The organism is Kitasatospora sp. NPDC088779, from assembly GCF_040685395.1.
Lineage (GTDB): Bacteria > Actinomycetota > Actinomycetes > Streptomycetales > Streptomycetaceae > Kitasatospora.
In genome coordinates, this window is record NZ_JBFBHW010000037.1 from 37,151 (window position 1) to 55,127 (window position 17,977).

Below are 17,977 nucleotides of genomic sequence, written 5' to 3' on the forward strand. Positions count from 1 at the left end.
CCAAATCGCCCGCAGGGGCGAGGGCGCTGTGCCACAGTCTTCTCACCACCGACGGCCCGCACGCGGCGGGCCACCCCCGAGCGATGGACCCGCCATGAAGATGCCCACAGGCGCCGCCCGCCCGCCGGACACCGCCACGGTGGACGGCGCCCCGGCGAGCGCGACGGACGACGGCGCGCGCGGCGAGCCGAGCGGCGACGCCGACAGCGGAACGGACGGCAGAGTGGACGGCACGGCGCAGGAGCCGTCCAAGAACCCCGACCTCGGCGACGGACCCGACGCCGGCGGCGTCCGCGACCACCTCATCGGCTCAGCCGAATGGGACCTCCTCACCGACCGCGTCCACTGGAACGCGGACACCTACCAGCTCCTCGGCTGCGACCCGGGCAACGGCCCGCTCAGCCTCGACCGGCTGCCCGACCGCCTCCCCGAGGCCGACCGGCCCGTGCTGCGCCGGATGATGACCGACGCCCTGGTCCACGGCCGCACCTCCGCCGGCACCCTGCGGATCCGCCGCGACGGCGCCCCGCACGCCAGCGTCGAGTGCGCGGGCGAGCCCGTCCTCGGCACGGACGGCACCGTCACCGCCCTGCGCATGCTGCTGCGGCCGGCACCCCCGAACTGACCGGGGCCCGCCGGGGCCTCAGAACCTCCGGGCCTCGGGACCCCCAAGGCTCAGGACACCCAAGGCTCAGGCCTCAGGGCCTCCGGGCCTCAGGACCGCTTCGGCCGCTTCTTCGCGTCCGCCGCCCGCAACTCCCGCCCCAGCTCGGCCCGCAGTTCGTCCACCACCGGCAGGCCCCGGTAGCGCGCGGTCAGCCGGTACATCTCGCGCAACCGGTCCCAGGTCCGGTGCGAGGAGTTCTGGCCGATCAGGTTCATCACCATCTTGGCCTGGAACTCCGCCGCGTCCGGCTCGCCGCTCAGCCAGTGCACCGAGGCCAGGGTGATCCGGTCGAACAGCGCCGAGCGCAGCTGCCCGGTGCCCTCCCGCAGGGTGATCACCCGCTCCGCGTGCCGCTGTGCCTGCGCCGCCGCCGAGGGGTCGTGCTCCGCCAGCGTGCGCAGCACCAGCGCCTGCATGCCGCGCAGTTCGGCCTCGTCGAACACCTGCATCCAGGACGGCGGCGGCTCCGGCGCGCCCTCGGCGAACAGGTCCTCGGCCTCGCCGAGCAGCCGCCAGGTGTCCTGGGAGTGCCCGATCGAGGCGTGCGCCCAGGCCTCGACGGTGTTCAGCATCGCGCGCGTTCTCGGCAGCACCCGGCCGCCGGCCGCCTTGGCCGCCGACATCAGGTCGATCGCGTCGTCGGCCCGGCCCAGGTGGACCATCTGCCGTGCGGCCCGGGAGATCGCCTCGCCGGCCCGCGGCCGGTCGCCGGCCTCCTTGGCCGACTCCGCCGCGATCATGAAGTACCGCTGGGCGGTGGGCTCCAGGCCCACGTCGTGCGACATCCAGCCCGCCAGCACCGCCAGGTTGGCCGCGACCAGCCACAGCCGCTGCTCCACCGCCGGGGCATGTCGGTGCGTCAGCAGGCCTCCCACCTCGTTCAGTTGACCGACCACCGCCTTGCGCTGGAGCCCGCCGCCGCGCGCCGCGTCCCAGGCGCGGAACACCAGGACCGAGCGCTCCAGCGACTCCACCTCGTCGAGCCCGACCGGGCCCGCGTCGTACACGTCCACCGCGGGGCGCACCCCGCCCTGGGTGATCACCTGGCGCGGCCCGGGGACCGAGGCCGCGTACGCGACCGCGTCCCCCCCGAGCCAGCCCTTCAACGAATCGGCGATGACCGTTCCGGCCGTGAGCGCGGCACCCGCGCCCACCAATCCACGTCGGTTCAGCATGAGGTCCATTCCCGTGAACTCGGTGAGGACCGCGGCCGTTCGATCCGGCGACCATGGCACTGCTGCGGACTGCGCCGCTCCGGACCTGGTGGGCCGGTGTCGTTCCAGACCGAGGTCCTCAGTGGTGACGACACGGCCGAGCCGCTCCGTGAACACGGCCGCCAGTACCCTCGGCACCGGATCCCGGGGGATCTCCCCCTGCTCGATCCAGCGCCGTACCCTCGACGTGTCGGTGGACAGCTGCTGCTGTCCCATCGCGGCACCCCGACGGTTGACCAGCCGCGCGAGTTCGCCCTTCGACCAACCGGTCAGGACGAACAAGTCAGCGAGTCGGGTGTTGGGTTCCCTGCTCAACGAAGCCCCCAGGTTCCTCGGCTGATTCGAGGCTAGAGGCTCCGGCAAGTGCCAGGCGAGCATTCGCCACCGTTCGCCAGGGCCCGCCAGACTACTAAGCCAGTGCGCCGCGGGTGTGTTGTAGGGGTGCGCCACCTCGCCCCCGGGTCGGGCGGCGTCCCACCGGCGTCGGGGCAGTCCCCCGACCGTGGCACGGGACGCTCCCGGTCCTCACCCGAGGGGGTGGCGCGGCCGGGTGGCGCGGGGGCGCCGGGCACGGCCACGGCAGTCCGGCCGACCGTACTCCCCAGGGTGCGGACGGCCGGAGCACCGCCGTCGTCCGGGTCTCATCGACCCCGCGTCCGTGCCCGGCGCCCGCGCACCACCCACCGCACCGAGTCAGGGCCGCCGTCACGCCAGGAAGCACGCGGCACCGGCCCTCCCCGCACCGCGGGGCGCACCTGCCGACGGACAGAAAGGGACCACCCTCACCCCATGTACTCCTCAGCGACGACCCCCTCGCCGACCGCGACCCGCACCGCGCTGCGCCCCCCCACCGCAGCCGCCGGGCGCCCCGGGCCGAAGCAGGTGCCCCCGTCGAGCCGCCCGGTGGCTCCGCACGGCACCGACGGCCGGTCCACGGACGCCCGGGTCCCGTCCGGCCGTACGGCGCTGGGGCTCCGCGGCCCCGAAGCGGCCCCGCCCGTCGGCGGCCGGCTCCCGCTCGCCCGCCAGGCCGACGGCCGGGTGCTGCGCCCGCCGCACCGGCCCGGCCAGGTCGGCGCCGGCCCCGAACGGATCGACCCGTCGGCGCTGCAGACCCCGGCGGTGCGGGCCGCGCTGGCGAGTGTCGCGCGGATATGTCCCGCGTTCACCCCGCGCCAGGTGCTGCGCGAGGGCAGCCGCCACATCCTGGTGGCGGGCACCATCGGGCGGGCCCCGGTGGTCGCCAAGTGCCTGGCGCCGCAGGCGGTGCGGAGTGGGTACTTCGAGCAGTTGGTGGCCGACTTCCACCACGAGGTCGCGGTCTACCGGGCGTTCGTCCGGCACCGCCCGCCGGTGCGGCTGCCCCGGCTGGTCGCCGCCGACCACGACCGCTGCGTGCTCGTCATGGAGCGCGTTCCCGGGCGCCCGGCGGCGCGGGAGCGCCACCCGGTCAACGCGCCCACCCCGGGCGAGGTGCGGGCGCTGCTGACCGCCGTCCGGACGCTCAACCTGTGGCGGCCGCCGACCGACGTGTTCCAGCCACGCATGGACTACCCGATGGAGATCGCCCGTTACCACTCGGTGGGCCAGCTCACCGACCGGGACGCCGGCGACCTGCGCGGCCTGCTGCACGGCCTCGGCCACACCCCGCTCCAGCTCTGCCACGGCGACGCCCTGCTCAGCAACATGCTGCTGGCGCCGTCCGGCCCGGTGCTGGTCGACTGGGAGCAGGCCGGCTGGTACCTGCCCGGCTACGACCTGGCGGTGCTGTGGAGCGTGCTGTCCGGCGACACCGCGGCGCGCCGCCAGATCAGCCAACTCGCCCAGAGCGGCGGCACGCTGGCCCGGGACGCGTTCCTGGTCAACCTGGTGCTGGTGCTGATGCGGGAGATCCGGCTGTACGACGTGCCGGGCGCCGGCGAGGAGCAGCGGATCATGATCCGCCGGCTCTACGACGACGCCGCGCTCGCCCGCCGGGCCGTCCGGGCCGCGGTCGGCACCCGCTGAGGCTCCGGGCCCCGAGCCCCCGGGGCCCGGAATCCGCTACGGCCGGCCGCCGCGCTCCAGGGCGGCCCGGCCGGCGGCCTCCAGGACGGCCTCGTCCGGGGCGAGGTGCACCCGGCTGCTCAGGACGTCCCGCAGGTAGCGCTCCAGCGGGTGACGCCGGCTCAGGCCGGGGTTGCCGGTGAGCGAGACCGCCTGCTGGACCGCCGCCGTCGCGGCCCGGGTGGCCAGCAGGTGGGCCGGGCCGGTCCGCGCGACCGCGTCCGGCTCTCCCCGGTCCACCCGGGGGGCCAGCCCCTCGACCAGTTCCTCGGCGCCGATCAGCTGGGCCTCGATCTCGCCGAGGGCACAGCGGTAGCGGGGCAGGGTGCCGAGCGGCTCGGTCAGATTGGCCGGAGTGCGCTGGTTGAGGAAACGGATCAGCCAGGACTGGGCGGCGCGAGCCACCCCGATCGCCACCGCGGAGAGCGCCAGATCGTGCCAGGCGAGGGAGAGTTCGGCGGCCCCGGCCGCGTCCGCCGCGCCGCCCTTGGGAGCGGTGAGGCCGAGCGCGAGCTCGGTCGGCACCCGGACCTGCTCCAGCACCACGTCGTGGCTGGCGCTGGCCCGCAGGCCGACCTGGTCCCAGGTCGGGTCGATCTCCAGGCCCTCGCTCTCGCCGCGGACCAGGAACGTCCCGACCCTCGGCTCCGCCTCGTCGGTCCGCGCGGTCACCGCCATCCAGGCCAGCGCCTCGGCGCCGGTGCAGTACGTCTTCCGGCCCGTCAGCGACCAGCCCTCGCCGTCCCGCCGAGCCACCGTGTCCGGCAGCGCTCCGGGCCGGCCGCCGGGCTCCGCGCGCAGCGTGTTGACCAGGGCGGGCCCGCGCCGGGACTCGGTGAGCAGCCGCCGGTAGCCCGCCGTCGGCCAGGCCGCCCGGCGGGCCTGCTCGGCGTGCTGGAGCAGCGTGAAGGCGGTGACCACGGCCACCGAGGCGTCCCCGCGCCCGAGTTGGGCCAGCACCCGGACGGTGTCGGCGAGCGTGCCGCCCGGTCCGCCGTACCGCTGGGAGACGGTCAGGGTGAGCAGTCCGGCCTCGTGCACCGCCTCGATGCCCTGGTAGGGGAAGGTGGCGTCGCGGTCGTGCTCCTCGGCGCGGGCGGAGAGCAGGTCGACCACCCGGGGCAGTCCGGCGAGGGCGGCGACGACGGCCGAGCGGTCGGGCGCGGGATCGGGCGCGGGGTGGCCGGAATCCGACGCTCCCGCGGCGGCGCCGGGCACGGCGGCGGCCGCGGTGTCGGACGGGCGGTCCGCGGGCGAACGGTCAGCGGCGGTGGTCGTCATGGTGCTGGGGCCTCCGGGCGGCAGCGTGGGCGCGGCAGATGCGGGCGGCACGCCGGACGGGCGCGCGGTACCGGACGGGCGGCCTCGGAGGTCGGCTCACGGCCCGCCCCCCGGATTCGGCGCCGGCCACGAACGGCCGGCCGCCCGCCGCCTCGGGGACGAATTCCCCCTCAGCGGCCCGGACACACCGCGCTGGCGGTGCGCCGCAGGTCCAGATAGCTGCGACGGGTCAGCAGCGGGAGACGGCACGACATGTTCGCGACTGTACGAACCCGTGATCGAAACCGTCAAGCTACGTCCGAGCCCTGGTCGAGGCCGGTCAGCCCTGCTGGAACATGTCGGCCGGGAGCGGCTTCAACAGCTGATACAGGTCGTCCGAAATCGGTCGGTCCCAGGACGCGATGGTGACCTGGACGCCGTCGCTGCGCCCGAACTGGGCGCAGAACACCCGCTCCTCGCTGACCTTGACCTTCTTCACGATCAGCAGGTCGTCCCCGAGCATCACCGGGAAGTCCTCGGCCGAGACGAAGTCGACCGGCTCGTCGTTCTCCAGCGCCGCGAGCAGCTGCCGCACCTCGAAGGGCACGCTGTCGCCGGTCTCCCGGGCGGGCGAGCCCTCGGGGAGGTTGCCGATGAACATCGCCGGGCCTCTGCCGCCGAACAGGTCGTAGCGCAGGAAGATCCCCTGGCAGGAGCCGTCCGGGCCGGTCATCATGGCCGCACCGAAGTCGCCGGGCCAGTCACCCGGGTCCATCGCGAGCACGTCGAAGTCCGGGCCGGCGGGCTGTCCGGAGCGACGGCGGAGAAAAGACATGGGAACATCGTACGTGCCCGGCACACCACGCTCGCGAGGTGGGTGGGGCACCGCCGGGAGATCGACGCTCAGAGACCAATGTTGACTCTGAGCAACCGTCCGGGCTACGTTCGGTTCAGCACGACAGCCGTTCTGGGTTTCACCCTCCGGGGGGACGGCATGTCGCAACGCGGCCCTACACGCGTTTCCCTCACTGTGCACATTGTCGTGCCGAACTGCCGAGCACCCAGCTTCGTCGTCGCACACAGCACAGCACACAAGCCAACAGTTCCATCACCACAAGCCAGATCCGCGGGGCCCCGGCCCGTCGCTCCCGCGGATCTTGCTCGGGACGCCGCCGCGTGGGGGCGTGCGGGTCCCGAGCAAACGGTGTCGCCGCCGAGTCGCTCTCGGCGTCGACGCCAGCCTCCCGGCGACTGCCGGCCCCTCGTGGGCCGGGACCGGCCGGCGCACCCCGGTGCGCAGGGGATGACTGGGAGGATGGCCTGGCAACACTGCCGGGTCGCACAGCAGGCGCCGTGTCTGGCCGCGTGGGGGCGGTGGGCACGGCGTCTGCCTGTGCTCATACTCTGAGCTGCGTTTGTCTAACAGTCAACAGAAATTCTGACGGGGCACGTTCAATAGATCATCAGTTGTGATGTTCGGGGCCGAAATCGACCGCGGAGCGGGCCCCGTTCCGACGGGGCCCGCTCCGCGGTCGTGCGACGGTCGCGCGGGCTCAGGTGAGGTCGAACTCGCCGTCCCGGGCACCGAGCACGAAGGCCCGCCACTCCCCCGGCGTGAACACCAGGACCGGACCGTCCTCCTGACGGCCGTCCCGCATCCCGATGTACCCGTCCACGAACGCGATCTGGACATCCCCGACGCCCTGGCTGCTGCACAGCCACTTCGCCCCGGTGAAGTCCACCTTCGGCTTCCCGCTCGGCGCCAGCTGCGGCTCCGCGCCGCCCGTCTCCACGTCGATCCCGCTGTTGACTGCCACTACCCGGTCTCCTCCCGACGGCTTTCCGGGCCAGCCTAACCACACCCGCCCGCCCCGGTCAGCGGGTTGACGAGGACTCCACCAGCCGGGCCCGGACGCCGCCGGAGGCCCGCTCAACGCGTGTCCCGCCCGACGGGGGCCACCGGAGCTGCCAGAGTGCTTGGCAACGCGGGGGACCACCCCCCGCCGGCCGTACGCGGGCCCTCGACGGCCCGTCCCGGCCCCGCCCCGGCCCCGCGGAACCCGATGCGCACCGGATGCGGCCCGCACCACCTCGCCCAGCACCGCCCACCACCGCCCAGAGGGAGCAGCCGATGAGCCGCCGGGACGGCACCCGCGCCGATGTCATCCCCATCTCCGACGCCCCCTCGGCCCACCCCCCTGCGCCCCGCACGCCACCCGCGCCCGCCACGCTGCCCCGGCCCGCCTCCGGCCGGCCCCCCGTGCACGGCCGGGTCGGGATCGTCCTGGTGTCGCACAGCCAGGAACTGGCCATCGCGGTGCGCACCCTCGCGCTCTCACTGACCGGATCCGACTCCCCCGCCCCGATCGCCGCGACCGGCGGGGACCAGGGCGGTCCCGGCATCAGCGCGGTCCTGGTGGCCGCCGCCACCCGCCGGGTCGACCAGGGCCACGGGGTCGTGGTGCTCGCCGACCTGGGCAGCGCCGTCACCACCGTGCGCGCCCTGCTGTCCGACGCCGACGAGCACGGCCTCCCGTTCCCGGTCCGCTTCGCGAACGCGCCGTTCGTCGAGGGCGCGGTGGCGGCCACCGCCACCGCCACCGCGGGCGGCGACCTCGCCGCCGTCCTGGACGCCGCGGAGGAGGCCTACCGGCAGCGCAAGGGCTGAGCGACCTCGCGAACTCCCGCCGCCTGGGGTGACCGGGCCACCACCATCGGCGAAGGGTCCGGGCTCCCGGCCCACCCGGGGTGGGGAGGCGGGGATGCGGGCCGTCCGCCGTGCGCCGGTCAGGGGCGCTCCTTGCCCTCCCACACGAAGACCGCCGACCCCTCGCACTCCAGCGCGTGGCGCAGCCGCTCGTGCTCGACCTCGATCATCGGCGGCAGCCCGTCCAGCGGGTACCAGCCGACCTCCAGCGACTCGTCGTCGTTCACCCTCGCCTCGCCGCCGACCGCCCGGCACCGGAAGGTCAGCACCAGGTACTGCGTCACGTCGCCGTTCGGGTAGGTGACCTGCGGCGAGACGGTGACCGAGGCGAGCAGTTCGGGCACCGCCACCACCCCGCTCTCCTCCAGGCACTCGCGCACCACGCCGTCGGCGGGCTGCTCACCGGGGTCGAGGATGCCGCCGACCGGCGCCCACCTCCCGTCGTCGGCCCGTCGGGCCAGCAGCACCCGGCCGCGGTCGTCCAGGACGACGGCGACGACGGCGGTCAGCCAGAGCGGACGGGTGCCCACCAGGGCTCGGAGATCGGCGAGGAACGGGGGAATGGCCATGCGCCGCAGCCTAGGCCCTGTCCGGCGGGGCCCCGGGCCGACGCCACCGACGGGCGGCCCGCGGCGCGCAGGCTCATCGCGCGAGACCGCCCTCCGGGCGCAGCAGGGCCAGCACGGTCAGCCCGAGGATCCGCAGGTCGAGCCGGAGCGAGCGGTGCTCCACGTACCAGAGGTCGAGTTCGGCCCAGTCCGGCCGGGCGAGCGGGTGGCGGGCCTGGAGTTGGGCCCAGCCGGTCAGTCCGGGCCGGACGTCGAGCCGGCCGCGCTCGCGGCGGGAGTAGCGGACCGCCTGGTCGGGGCGGACTGGCCGGGGGCCGATCACCCCCATCTCGCCGCGGGCGACGTTCCACAGCCGGGGCAACTCGTCCAGGCCGGTCCGGCGGAGCAGGGCGCCGAGCCGCCCTCCCCGGCTGGTCCGGAAGCGGAGGACCTGGAACTCCCGGCCGTGCCGTCCGGCCCGGGACAGCCGCAGGAGCACCGGGCCGCGCGCCGTGCAGCGCAGCAGGGCGGCGATCACCAGGGCCAACGGGAGCGCGACGATCCCCGCCAGGGCGGCGAGGGCGAGGTCCCCGCCGCGCCTCATCCGGCGGGCACGGTGGTGCGCGGTGCGCCGTCCGGCTTCCCGCCGGGTCCTCCGCCCGGATCTCCGCCCGGATCGGACGTGGCGCTGCCGCCCATCTCTTCCCCTCCACGGCACCGTCGAGCCGCAAGAACGCATTCACAGTAGGGGCGCCTCGGAGCCGTCGCCCGGGAATGGTGAAAGAAGTGGGCAGAGGATTGTCCGACAGGCCGAAATTCGGTCGATCTGACCAATATTGCTCGATCTGCTGCTCGACCTGCCACCTGGAATGCCGAGGGCAATCGAAGTACAGCCGTTCACCGAAGGCCGGCCGGCCGCCGAGGCGGTCAGAGCGCGGCGCGGCGGCGGTACCGCAGCAGCCCGAACGCGATCCGGCCGAGCAGCAGCACTCCCGCGGCCAGACAGCCCGCCACCGCCATCGCCCAGGCCGGACCGTCACTGTCCGGAACGATCACCGCCACCACAATGCCCAGCGCGAGGCAGGCCAAACCCACCATCGCCAGCGGAAGCTGGTGGGTGACCAGGGCACCACCACTCCACGCACGGGCCATCCTGGTCGCGCCGTGCAGGTGGAAGGGATCACGGTCCGCATCTGCCATGAGCCCAAGGTACCCCCGGCGAACGCCGGAGGCAGCCCGCGGGGAGTGAACGTTCGACCACCCGGTGCGACCGGCCCGCCGACCTCGCCCGAGCCCCCCGCGGCCCGGCCCCGATCGTGCATTCCGGCTCCACAATCAGTCCACATCAGTTCACATCAGTCCACGAAAAATCCTCGTCCCCCCGGTACAACCATCCACTCGGTGCAGCGGTCTCAATGGCATTGAGCGATCCAGGAGCCGTTCGCGGGAAGGGTGCGAGCCCCCACCGCGGACCGGAATACCCAGGAGGCGGAGCCGCCTCCTCCTGGGGTCGGAGGCCGGGCTCCGTCCTCCGGCGGTACCGCCACGCCGCTCGGCGACCGAGGGGGAACCGTGCCGCAGTCCCAGTCCACCACGTCGATCTCCATGGCCCCCACCAGGCCCGTCCCGTTCGTGCGCCCGCTGCCGACGGCCACCCGCCGCCACCCGACCGCCGACCGGGGCCGGGCAGACGCGCGGGGCGAATGGCTGCGGTTCGCCCCCGTCCAACCCCTGTTCCGCGCCCGCGCCGCACAACGCCTCGCCGTCCTCGCCTACCACGGCGTCACCGACCACCGGTCCTTCGGCGCCCAGCTCGACCGGCTCCGAAGACTCGCCACCCCGGTCTCGCTCACCGCCGTCCTCCAAGCCGCCACCGAACAGCGGCCACTGCCGCCCCGCAGCGTCCTGGTCACCTTCGACGACGCCGACCGCAGCGTCCTCACCCACGCCCTGCCCGCCCTCGACGCCCGCGGCATTCCCGCCACCGCCTTCGTCATCTCCGAGCTCATCGGCACCGAACGCCCCTTCTGGTGGCACGAGGCCGACTTCCTCGCCCGGCACGGCGGCCGTGCCCGCTCGCTCGACTGCGGGCACCCCTCCCAGTTGCTCCCCCGGCTCAAGGCCATGCCCGACCCCGACCGGCGGCGCAGCCTGCACGAGCTCCGGGTCAGCGCCGACCGCCGCCCACCCCGCCAGGAGCAGCTCACCCCCGCCGACCTGCTCGCCCTGCGCGACGGCGGCGTCGCCATCGGCAACCACACCCAGGGGCACCCCTGCCTCGGCCGCTGCGACGACGCCACCGTCCGCGCCGAGATCACCGGCGCCCACGAAGCCCTCACCCGCTGGCTCGGCGAACCCCCCACCGCCTTCGCCTACCCGGACGGCGGGCACGACCCGCGTGCCGAAACCGTCCTCCAGGAACTCGGCTACCGCCTCGGCTTCCTCTCCGACCACCGGCTCGGCCCCCGCATCCCCTCCCACCCGCTCCAGATCAGCCGCCTCCAGGTCGACTCCACCACCAGCACCCGCCGCTTCGACACCATCCTCTCCGGCCTCGAACCCGCCTACCGCCGCTGGCGCCGCCAAGCCGTCGCCTGACCGGCCGGGGCACGCAAGGGGGACGCAGGGGCACTCAAAGACACTCGGGGGCAAAAATGAGCCCTGCCGGGGATCGGCACGGTACGCCTGGGGGGCGAAATTTGGCCCTGCCTCAGCGGCCAACCACCCGCCCGTGGGGCAAAGCCTTGCCCCACGGGCACAGAACGTCGGTCAGGCCGACCTCCCGCATCAGCCGCCGCAGCCGGGGCGGCGATCCAGGGGCAGCCGGCCACCACGGGGCTCCTCGACCAACCCCCGGAAGTTGGAGGGCAAAGATTTGCCCCTCAACTCATGACAGAGAACCTGCCCGCGGCTGCCCCGGATGGGGATCAGCTGCGGTGGCCTTCCGCTCGGGCTGAAGGGCGGACCGCCGGCGGGCGAAACTTGGCCCGTCGGTGGTGAGGGTGACGGTCACGCCGGCAGCGTGCTGCGCATCAGGGCGGCGAGGGTGCGCCCTTGGGGGTAGAGGAGTGCGGCCGGGGGGAGGGCGGCGGGGGCGCCGGCGTGGAGCACGGTGATGGTACCGGCGCCGGTACGGGTGGGGTCGGTGACGCGGCGCAGGGCCTGGGCGGCGACGGCGTCGGCGGAGCCGTGCAGGGTGAGCGCCGGGGAGGCGGTGGGGGCGACGGCGGCACGGATGCGGTCGTCGACCAGTTCGTAGTGCGTGCAGCCGAGGACGATCGCCGCGGTGCCGGCGGGGGTGCGGGCGGCGGCGTCGGCGATGGCGTCGGTGATGCCGGCGTCGTCGCCGTGTTCGATGGCGTCGGCGAGGCCGGGGCAGGCGACCTCGGTCACGTCCGCGGTGCCGCCGAAGTCGCGGATCAGGCCGCGCTGGTAGGCGCTGCCGGTGGTGGCCGGGGTGGCCCAGATGGCGACGGAGCCGCCGAGGGCGGCGGCGGGCTTGATCGCCGGGACGGTGCCGACGACGGGCAGCCCGGGTTCGAGTTCGGCCCGGAGGGTGGCGAGCGCGTGCACGGAGGCGGTGTTGCAGGCGATGACCAGCGCGTCCGGTTCGAGCTCCGCGGCGGCGAGCGAGCAGCCTCGGGCGAGGTCGGTGACCTCCTCGGGCGTGCGCGGCCCCCAGGGCATCGAGGCCGGGTCGGAGGAGAGCACCAGATCGACGTCCGGGCGCAGCTTCCGAAGGGCGGCGGCGGCGGCCAGCAGGCCGATTCCGGAGTCCATCAGTGCGATCTTCACGGGGCAAGACTTTAGTCGATCCGCCCGATCCGGCCGGTTCTGCGGCAAACTGCGGGAGTGACCGTCCTGTTGTGGATCGCCGCGTTCTCCCTGCTGGTCTGGCTCTGGTTGGCGTGCTGCCACGGGCTGTTCTGGCGCACCGACGTGCGGCTTCCGCCGCGCCGTCCGCCGGTGCGCTGGCCGCGGGCGGTGGTGGTGGTGCCGGCCCGGGACGAGGCGCAGGTGCTGCCGGTGAGCCTGCCGACGCTGCTGGCGCAGAAGTACCCGGGGCGGGCGCGGGTGATCCTGGTGGACGACCACAGTTCGGACGGCACGGGCGCGGTGGCGGCGGAGCTGCGGACGATGGACGGGCTGGAGCTGACCGTCACGACTCCTCCCCCGCTGCCCCCGGGGTGGACGGGCAAGTTGTGGGCCCTGCGGCACGGGGTGGAGCTGGCCGGTCCGGACGTCGAGTACCTGCTGCTGACGGACGCGGACATCGCGCACGGGCCGGACTCGCTGGCGGAGCTGGTGGCCGCGGCGGAGAGCAACGGGCTGGACCTGGTGTCGCAGATGGCCCGGCTGCGGGTGGAGACCGGCTGGGAGCGGCTGATCGTGCCGGCCTTCGTCTACTTCTTCGCGCAGCTGTACCCGTTCCGCCGGAGCAACCGGCCCGGTGGGCGGACGGCGGCCGCGGCGGGCGGCTGCTCGCTGGTGCGGCGGGAGGCGCTGGAGCGGGCCGGCGGGGTGGCCGCGATCCGGGGCGCGGTGATCGACGACGTGTCGCTGGCGCGGGCGGTGAAGTCCTCGGGCGGGCGGACCTGGCTGGGGCTGGCCGGGGCGGTGGACAGCGTCCGGCCGTACCCGCGGCTGGAGCAGTTGTGGCGGATGGTGTCGCGCAGCGCGTACGCCCAGTTGCGGCATTCGCCGCTGCTGCTGCTCGGGACGGTGCTGGGGCTGGGGCTGGTGTACCTGGTGCCGCCGGTGGCCGCGGCGGCCGGGCTGGTCGCGGGGGCGCCGGCGGTGGCGGTGGCGGGCGGGGCTGCCTGGGCGCTGATGGCGGGCACCTACCTGCCGATGGTGCGGTACTACCGGCAGCCGGCGCCGGCCGTGCTGCTGCTGCCCTTCACGGCGGGGCTGTACCTGCTGATGACGGTGGACTCGGCGGTGCAGCACTGGCGGGGCCGGGGCGCGGCGTGGAAGGGCCGGACGTACTCACGGGCCTGAGCGTGCCGGGGCCCGAATTCGCGGGCGCGGCAGTCCGGTCGGCTCCATACTGCTCGGATGGACCGTCAGAGGATCTCCCGTCTCGCCCATGCCCACCACCCGATCGCGGCGCCGCTGACGGACGAGTCGGTGGCCCTGCTGCTGGAGCGCGCGACCGCCGGAGCGGCGGACGGCCGGGCGCTGGACCTCGGCTGCGGCGAGGGGGCGTGGCTGGTCCGGGCGCTGGCGGCGCGTCCGCGCTGGCGGGCGGTGGGGGTGGATCTGGACGCGGCGGCGCTGACCCGGGCCAGGGAGGCGGCGACCGCGCTCGGCGTGGTGCGCCGGATCGGCCTGCACCACGTGGACGCACGGCAGTTCAGCTCGGTCGAGCCCTTCGACCTGGTGCTGTGCGTGGGTGCCACCCACGCCTTCGGCGGGCTGCTGCCGACGCTGGCGGCGGCCCGCGAGCACCTGGCCCCGGGCGGGCGGGTGCTGGTCGGCGAGGGCTTCTGGGAGCGGGAGCCGTCCCGGGCGGCCCTGGACGGGCTGGGCGCGGCCCAGGACGACTACGCGGACCTGGCGACCACCACCGACCGGGTGCTGGCGGACGGCTGGACACCGGTGTCCGGGTACGTGAGCAGCCGGCAGGAGTGGGACGACTACGAGTTCGCGTGGACGGGCACGCTGGCCGAGTGGGCGCTGGAGCACCCGGACGACCCCGACGCGGCGGCCGCCCGGGAGGCCGCGGACCGGCACCGGCGGGAGTGGCTGCACGGCTACCGGGGGACGCTCGGCTTCGTGACGTACCTGCTGCGCCGGGACTGACCGCCCGGCGGAGCGGGCCGCCGGAGGGCTGTTCGGTCCCGGCCCGCGGCGGGCTCAGTGCCCGCGCAACTGCTCCTGCTGGACCAGGTAGTCCAGCACCTCGGGCATCGCCTCGACGCCGCCGGCCTTGCTCGGCGAAGTCCGGTACTCGCCCTGGACGACCACCGTCGGCAGCTCGTTGACGCCGTAGCGGACGAACTCGACGGCGGCCTCGTCGACCGACCGCGCCACCTCGTCGGAGCGGTACGTCCGGCGGAAGAGCTGCGCGTCCACGCCGTGGCGCACCGCCCAGTCGGTGGCGGTGGCCTCGGTGGTGAGGTCGGTCTGGTCGGTGTGCACCGAGCGGAAGACGCTGCTCTGCAGGCGCTCGACCAGGCCCAGGCGCTCGAGCGTGTAGTACAGGCGCGCGTGGCCGCGCTGGGCGCCCTCGTCCGGGCTGCCCGGCCAGATCGCCGGGACGCGCCGCAGGGCGACGTCCGCGCGGTGCTTCTCGGCCCAGGCCTGCAAGGGCTGTTCGAGCTGCTGGGAGTGGACGCAGTCGTACCAGAAGAACTCGGCCGCCTCCGTGCGGACGCTCTCGCGCACCGGCTGCGGATGGTCGAGCTTGACGAACTGGGATCCCTCGGAGGGGGGTTGGTGACTCACCGCGCCGGCCTGGAGGGGGGATACGGCGATCCCGGCGGCGATGGCGAACAGGACGGTGGACCGCAGCAGCGACTTCGAGTTCACACCGGGCAGTGTGCTGGCGGCGGTTCGTTACCGTCGAGTTCGGCCGGGCGCGCTGGCCCGGATTCGCCCGATCGGCCCAGCCCGACGCCCAGCCCGGCGCCCGGCCCGGCGCGCGACTCGACGCCCGGCCCGGCCCGCCGCCGCGGGTCTGTCACGGACCGGTGCGCACCCCCGGGCCACCCCCCGCCCACACCTCGGCGACCAGCCCCTGCCAGGCGTCCACCACGGCGCCGAGCTCGAAGTGCTCCAACGCGTGCGCCCGGGCGGCCGCGCCGAGGCCCGCACGGTTGCACGCCAGCACCTTGGCCAGCGCCTCGGCGAGGGCGAGCGGGTCCCCGGGGGCGACGAGCGCGCCGGTGGCACCGTCCCGGACCACCTCGCGCACCCACCCGACGTCGGTGGCGACGGCGGGCACGCCGGCCAGCGCGGCCTCGATCAGCGCGCCGGGCACGCCCTCGCTGTCGCTGGTGAGCAGCAGCGCGTCGGCGGCCCGGTAGAGCGGCGCCGGGTCGGGCAGGGCGCCGAGAAAGTGAGCGCGGGCGGCGGCCGGGTGGCGGGCCAGCGTCTCGCGCAGCGGGCCGTCCCCGGCGATGGCCAGCCGGACGTCCGGCAGCCGGTCCAGGACGTCGAGGGCGAGGTCGAGCCGCTTCTCCGGGGAGATCGCGCCGATCCAGGCGACCAGCAGGACGTCGGCGGGCAGGCCGAGCGCGTGCCGGGCGGCGCGCCGGTCGGCCCGGCCGTCGGCGGGCGGATAGCTCTCGGCGGCCCGGGAGTTGGAGATCACGTGGACCTTGCCGTCGGGCAGCCGGAACTGCCCCTCCAGGACGGCGCGGGCCTCGTCGGTGAGCGTGGTGACGGCTGCCGCGCGGTGCATCAGCGCGCCGCCGCGCACCCGGCGCAGCCGGTTCGCCGTCCAGTAGCGGGGGTGGCCGACGGAGACGTAGACGAAGGGGGTGCGGGTGCCGGCCAGGGCGAGGGCGCAGGCCGCCAGGGTGTCGGAGCCGTGGGCGAGGACCACGTCGGCGCCGCGGGCGGCCGCGCGCAGCGCCCGCAGGGTGCCGGGGCGCAGACGGCCGGAGCCGAGGACGGCGGCGCGTAAGTCCTCCTCGTCGGCGCAGGCGCCGGGGTGCGGGTCGGGCTGCCGGTCGAGCCCGTCGGGGCGGGCGCCCGGACCGGCGCCGGCGCGAACTCCGGTGCGGTCCGCGGCGCGGGGCCCGGGGAGGGCGGGCCCGGCGGCCGGGTGCGGGGCGAGGGCGCACAGCGCGGAGGCCTGGCCCCGGCGGCGCAGTTCCCGGTGGAGGTCACGGGCGAAGTTCTGGGCGCCGCCGCGGCGTGGATCACTGATCAGGTGCAGGACGCGGGGACGGGTTCCGGCCGGGTCGGCCGACGTATGGTCGGGCATGGACCGACCTTGGCACAGCGCCCCGCGCCGTACAGCCCCTTCGCGCAACCTGGTGGTGGCCCGTGCGCCCGCGTGAATACACCTGATGTGCGCTGCTCGACTGCGGCCGTGCGCCGGTTGCTCCCGTCGTGCGCCCTGTTCCGCCCCCTCTCGCCCTGCCTCGCCCCGCCTCGCCCCGCCGCACCCCGGCGTCCGACCCCGGCCGCCGTACGGCTGGCGGGCCTGACGGCCACCTGCGATGCTGATCACCAGTCAGGGGGCGTCCGGCACGGGAGAACGGACGCGCCCGCAGCGGGCGGGGGTGGCCGGTGCAGGTGCTTCTGGTGGTCGACAGTGTGAACCGGGCCGGCGGGGCGGAGCGCGCCCTGGTCTCGATGGCTCCCCAACTGGTGCGCGCCGGAGTCACGTTGGACGTCGCCTACCTCTACGACTCCCCCGGCGGCTGGCAGCCGGAGCTGACCGCGGCGGGCGCCGCCGTGTTCGGCGTCGGCCGACCGACCGGGGCCGCCACCGCCGCCGCGCTGCGCCGGCTGATCCGCGAACGCCGGCCCGATCTCGTCCACACCGCCCGCCACGCCTCGGACGTGCTCGGCCGGGCCGCCGCCCTGGCCGCCCGCACCCCGGTGGTTTCCAGCCTGCTCGACCCCGCGTACGGACCGGAGCAGTCGGCGGCGCACGGGGCGAGCCCCTGGCGGATGCGCACCGCGCAGGCCCTGGACGCGGCCACCGCCCAGGGCGCCCGCCGCTTCCACGCGCTCACCCGGCACGTGGCCGGCACGATGGCGCGGCGGCTGCGCATCCCCCGGCGGCGGATCGACGTGGTGCCGCGCGGGCTCGACCCGGAGCTGCTGGGCACGGCCACCCCGGAGCGGCGGGCCGCCGTGCGCGGTGCCCTGGAGCTGGCGCAGGACGTGCCGGTGGTGCTGGCCGCCGCCGGCCAGCACCACCGGAAGGGCCTGGACGTGCTGTTGGCGGCCTGGCCGGCGGTCCGGCGCGCGCAGCCGGGGGCCGTCCTGCTGCTCGCCGGCGCGGCGGGCCCGGAGAGCGCACGGCTGCGGGCGCTCGCCGAGTCCGCCGGGAGCGTCCGCCTGCTCGGGCCGCGCGAGGACGTGGCCGATCTGATGGCCGCTGCCGACGTGCTCGCCGTGCCGTCCCGCTGGGCGGGCCAGGGCGGCACGGCGATCGAGGCGATGGGCGTCGGGGTGCCGCTGGTCTGCGCGGACGTGCCGGCGTTGCGCGAGACGGTCGGCTCGGAGGACTACGCCCGGCTGGTGGCACCGGAGCGGCCGGCCGAACTGGCGGCGGCGGTCGTCGACACGCTGGACGACCGGGCGGCGGCGCGGGTGCGGGCGAAGGCCGCGCGGGCGCGGTTCCTGGCCTCGTTCACGCTGTCCCAGGTGTCCGCGCACATGGTCGAGTTCTACGAGCGCGCGCTGCGGGTGCGGCCGCTCTGACCCCTCCGGCCCGGCGGCGGCCGGATCGACCCGTACGCGGAGCGCCCGGGCTCCGCCCGGAACCGGCCGGCGAGTCCTGCGGCCCGTTACGCGGATCGGGTGAACGCGGTTGGACCTCGGCCCGGCCCGGTCGGCAGGATGTCCG

At 75.4% G+C, this 17,977-nt stretch carries 17 protein-coding genes; 7 read left to right on the forward strand and 10 right to left on the reverse strand.

The window, feature by feature from the left end:
- Positions 1 to 94 precede the first annotated feature (94 nt).
- A complete protein-coding gene (locus tag AB0P03_RS28750; protein WP_363586865.1) occupies positions 95 to 625 on the forward strand; it encodes a hypothetical protein in 531 nt (176 codons plus the stop codon).
- Between the two features lie 89 nt (positions 626 to 714).
- On the opposite strand, the gene AB0P03_RS28755 is transcribed toward AB0P03_RS28750, so the two are convergent.
- Positions 715 to 2,196, reverse strand: a complete 1,482-nt coding sequence (locus AB0P03_RS28755) for a hypothetical protein (RefSeq protein WP_363586866.1) — start codon at positions 2,194 to 2,196, stop codon at positions 715 to 717.
- Between the two features lie 474 nt (positions 2,197 to 2,670).
- On the opposite strand from AB0P03_RS28755, the gene AB0P03_RS28760 reads away from it, so the two are divergent.
- A complete protein-coding gene (locus AB0P03_RS28760) occupies positions 2,671 to 3,888 on the forward strand; it encodes a phosphotransferase (RefSeq protein WP_363586867.1) in 1,218 nt (405 codons plus the stop codon).
- A 36-nt stretch (positions 3,889 to 3,924) separates the two neighbouring features.
- On the opposite strand, the gene AB0P03_RS28765 is transcribed toward AB0P03_RS28760, so the two are convergent.
- The 3 genes from AB0P03_RS28765 to AB0P03_RS28775 form a co-directional block, all read right to left on the reverse strand.
- Positions 3,925 to 5,208: an acyl-CoA dehydrogenase family protein gene (locus AB0P03_RS28765; protein WP_363631544.1), complete on the reverse strand. Its 1,284-nt coding sequence runs from the start codon at positions 5,206 to 5,208 to the stop codon at positions 3,925 to 3,927.
- A gap of 319 nt (positions 5,209 to 5,527) precedes the next feature.
- On the reverse strand, positions 5,528 to 6,022 hold the full coding sequence (locus tag AB0P03_RS28770) for a hypothetical protein (protein ID WP_063350170.1): 495 nt from the start codon (positions 6,020 to 6,022) through the stop codon (positions 5,528 to 5,530).
- 718 nt (positions 6,023 to 6,740) lie between these two features.
- Entirely contained in the window at positions 6,741 to 6,980 is a 240-nt protein-coding gene (locus AB0P03_RS28775; protein ID WP_363586888.1) for a DUF397 domain-containing protein, read from the reverse strand.
- Positions 6,981 to 7,447: 467 nt separating this feature from the next.
- Here AB0P03_RS28775 and AB0P03_RS28780 point away from each other — a divergent pair, with 467 nt between their 5' ends.
- On the forward strand, positions 7,448 to 7,855 hold the full coding sequence (locus AB0P03_RS28780; RefSeq protein ID WP_363586889.1) for a PTS fructose transporter subunit IIA: 408 nt from the start codon (positions 7,448 to 7,450) through the stop codon (positions 7,853 to 7,855).
- A 119-nt stretch (positions 7,856 to 7,974) separates the two neighbouring features.
- Here AB0P03_RS28780 and AB0P03_RS28785 read toward each other — a convergent pair whose 3' ends face one another.
- The 3 genes from AB0P03_RS28785 to AB0P03_RS28795 form a co-directional block, all read right to left on the reverse strand.
- Positions 7,975 to 8,463, reverse strand: a complete 489-nt coding sequence (locus AB0P03_RS28785; protein ID WP_363631546.1) for an NUDIX domain-containing protein — start codon at positions 8,461 to 8,463, stop codon at positions 7,975 to 7,977.
- 73 nt (positions 8,464 to 8,536) lie between these two features.
- Positions 8,537 to 9,046: a sugar transferase gene (locus AB0P03_RS28790; protein WP_363631548.1), complete on the reverse strand. Its 510-nt coding sequence runs from the start codon at positions 9,044 to 9,046 to the stop codon at positions 8,537 to 8,539.
- A gap of 323 nt (positions 9,047 to 9,369) precedes the next feature.
- The gene (locus AB0P03_RS28795) at positions 9,370 to 9,642 is read right to left on the reverse strand and encodes a hypothetical protein (protein WP_350884215.1); all 273 of its coding nucleotides are present in this window, start codon (positions 9,640 to 9,642) and stop codon (positions 9,370 to 9,372) included.
- A 372-nt stretch (positions 9,643 to 10,014) separates the two neighbouring features.
- On the opposite strand from AB0P03_RS28795, the gene AB0P03_RS28800 reads away from it, so the two are divergent.
- Positions 10,015 to 11,040 carry a polysaccharide deacetylase family protein gene (locus AB0P03_RS28800; RefSeq protein WP_363586871.1) on the forward strand — a complete coding sequence of 342 codons (1,026 nt, stop codon included), beginning with the start codon at positions 10,015 to 10,017 and terminating at the stop codon, positions 11,038 to 11,040.
- A gap of 411 nt (positions 11,041 to 11,451) precedes the next feature.
- Here the strand turns inward: AB0P03_RS28800 and AB0P03_RS28805 are convergent, their stop codons facing one another.
- The gene (locus tag AB0P03_RS28805; protein WP_363586872.1) at positions 11,452 to 12,237 is read right to left on the reverse strand and encodes an aspartate/glutamate racemase family protein; all 786 of its coding nucleotides are present in this window, start codon (positions 12,235 to 12,237) and stop codon (positions 11,452 to 11,454) included.
- A gap of 57 nt (positions 12,238 to 12,294) precedes the next feature.
- On the opposite strand from AB0P03_RS28805, the gene AB0P03_RS28810 reads away from it, so the two are divergent.
- Both AB0P03_RS28810 and AB0P03_RS28815 read left to right on the forward strand, forming a co-directional pair.
- The gene (locus AB0P03_RS28810) at positions 12,295 to 13,443 is read left to right on the forward strand and encodes a glycosyltransferase (protein WP_363586873.1); all 1,149 of its coding nucleotides are present in this window, start codon (positions 12,295 to 12,297) and stop codon (positions 13,441 to 13,443) included.
- Positions 13,444 to 13,500: 57 nt separating this feature from the next.
- Positions 13,501 to 14,247, forward strand: coding sequence for a class I SAM-dependent methyltransferase (locus AB0P03_RS28815; protein ID WP_363586874.1), 747 nt, complete (start codon positions 13,501 to 13,503; stop codon positions 14,245 to 14,247).
- Between the two features lie 54 nt (positions 14,248 to 14,301).
- Here AB0P03_RS28815 and AB0P03_RS28820 read toward each other — a convergent pair whose 3' ends face one another.
- Positions 14,302 to 14,976 carry a thiol:disulfide interchange protein DsbA/DsbL gene (locus tag AB0P03_RS28820; protein WP_363586875.1) on the reverse strand — a complete coding sequence of 225 codons (675 nt, stop codon included), beginning with the start codon at positions 14,974 to 14,976 and terminating at the stop codon, positions 14,302 to 14,304.
- 151 nt (positions 14,977 to 15,127) lie between these two features.
- Positions 15,128 to 16,378, reverse strand: coding sequence for a glycosyltransferase family 4 protein (locus AB0P03_RS28825; protein WP_363586876.1), 1,251 nt, complete (start codon positions 16,376 to 16,378; stop codon positions 15,128 to 15,130).
- 323 nt (positions 16,379 to 16,701) lie between these two features.
- Between AB0P03_RS28825 and AB0P03_RS28830 the strand changes: the two genes are divergently transcribed.
- Positions 16,702 to 17,832, forward strand: coding sequence for a glycosyltransferase family 4 protein (locus tag AB0P03_RS28830; RefSeq protein WP_363586877.1), 1,131 nt, complete (start codon positions 16,702 to 16,704; stop codon positions 17,830 to 17,832).
- Positions 17,833 to 17,977 lie beyond the last annotated feature (145 nt).

Bases quoted from the DNA above. Each gene is read 5' to 3' on its own strand.
- AB0P03_RS28790 (WP_363631548.1), bottom strand. From the start codon at position 9,046: ATGAGGCGCGGCGGGGACCTCGCCCTCGCCGCCCTGGCGGGGATCGTC.
- AB0P03_RS28785 (WP_363631546.1), bottom strand. From the start codon at position 8,463: ATGGCCATTCCCCCGTTCCTCGCCGATCTCCGAGCCCTGGTGGGCACC.
- AB0P03_RS28770 (WP_063350170.1), bottom strand. From the start codon at position 6,022: ATGTCTTTTCTCCGCCGTCGCTCCGGACAGCCCGCCGGCCCGGACTTC.
- AB0P03_RS28765 (WP_363631544.1), bottom strand. From the start codon at position 5,208: ATGACGACCACCGCCGCTGACCGTTCGCCCGCGGACCGCCCGTCCGAC.
- AB0P03_RS28750 (WP_363586865.1), top strand. From the start codon at position 95: ATGAAGATGCCCACAGGCGCCGCCCGCCCGCCGGACACCGCCACGGTG.
- AB0P03_RS28815 (WP_363586874.1), top strand. From the start codon at position 13,501: ATGGACCGTCAGAGGATCTCCCGTCTCGCCCATGCCCACCACCCGATC.
- AB0P03_RS28760 (WP_363586867.1), top strand. From the start codon at position 2,671: ATGTACTCCTCAGCGACGACCCCCTCGCCGACCGCGACCCGCACCGCG.
- AB0P03_RS28795 (WP_350884215.1), bottom strand. From the start codon at position 9,642: ATGGCAGATGCGGACCGTGATCCCTTCCACCTGCACGGCGCGACCAGG.
- AB0P03_RS28825 (WP_363586876.1), bottom strand. From the start codon at position 16,378: ATGCCCGACCATACGTCGGCCGACCCGGCCGGAACCCGTCCCCGCGTC.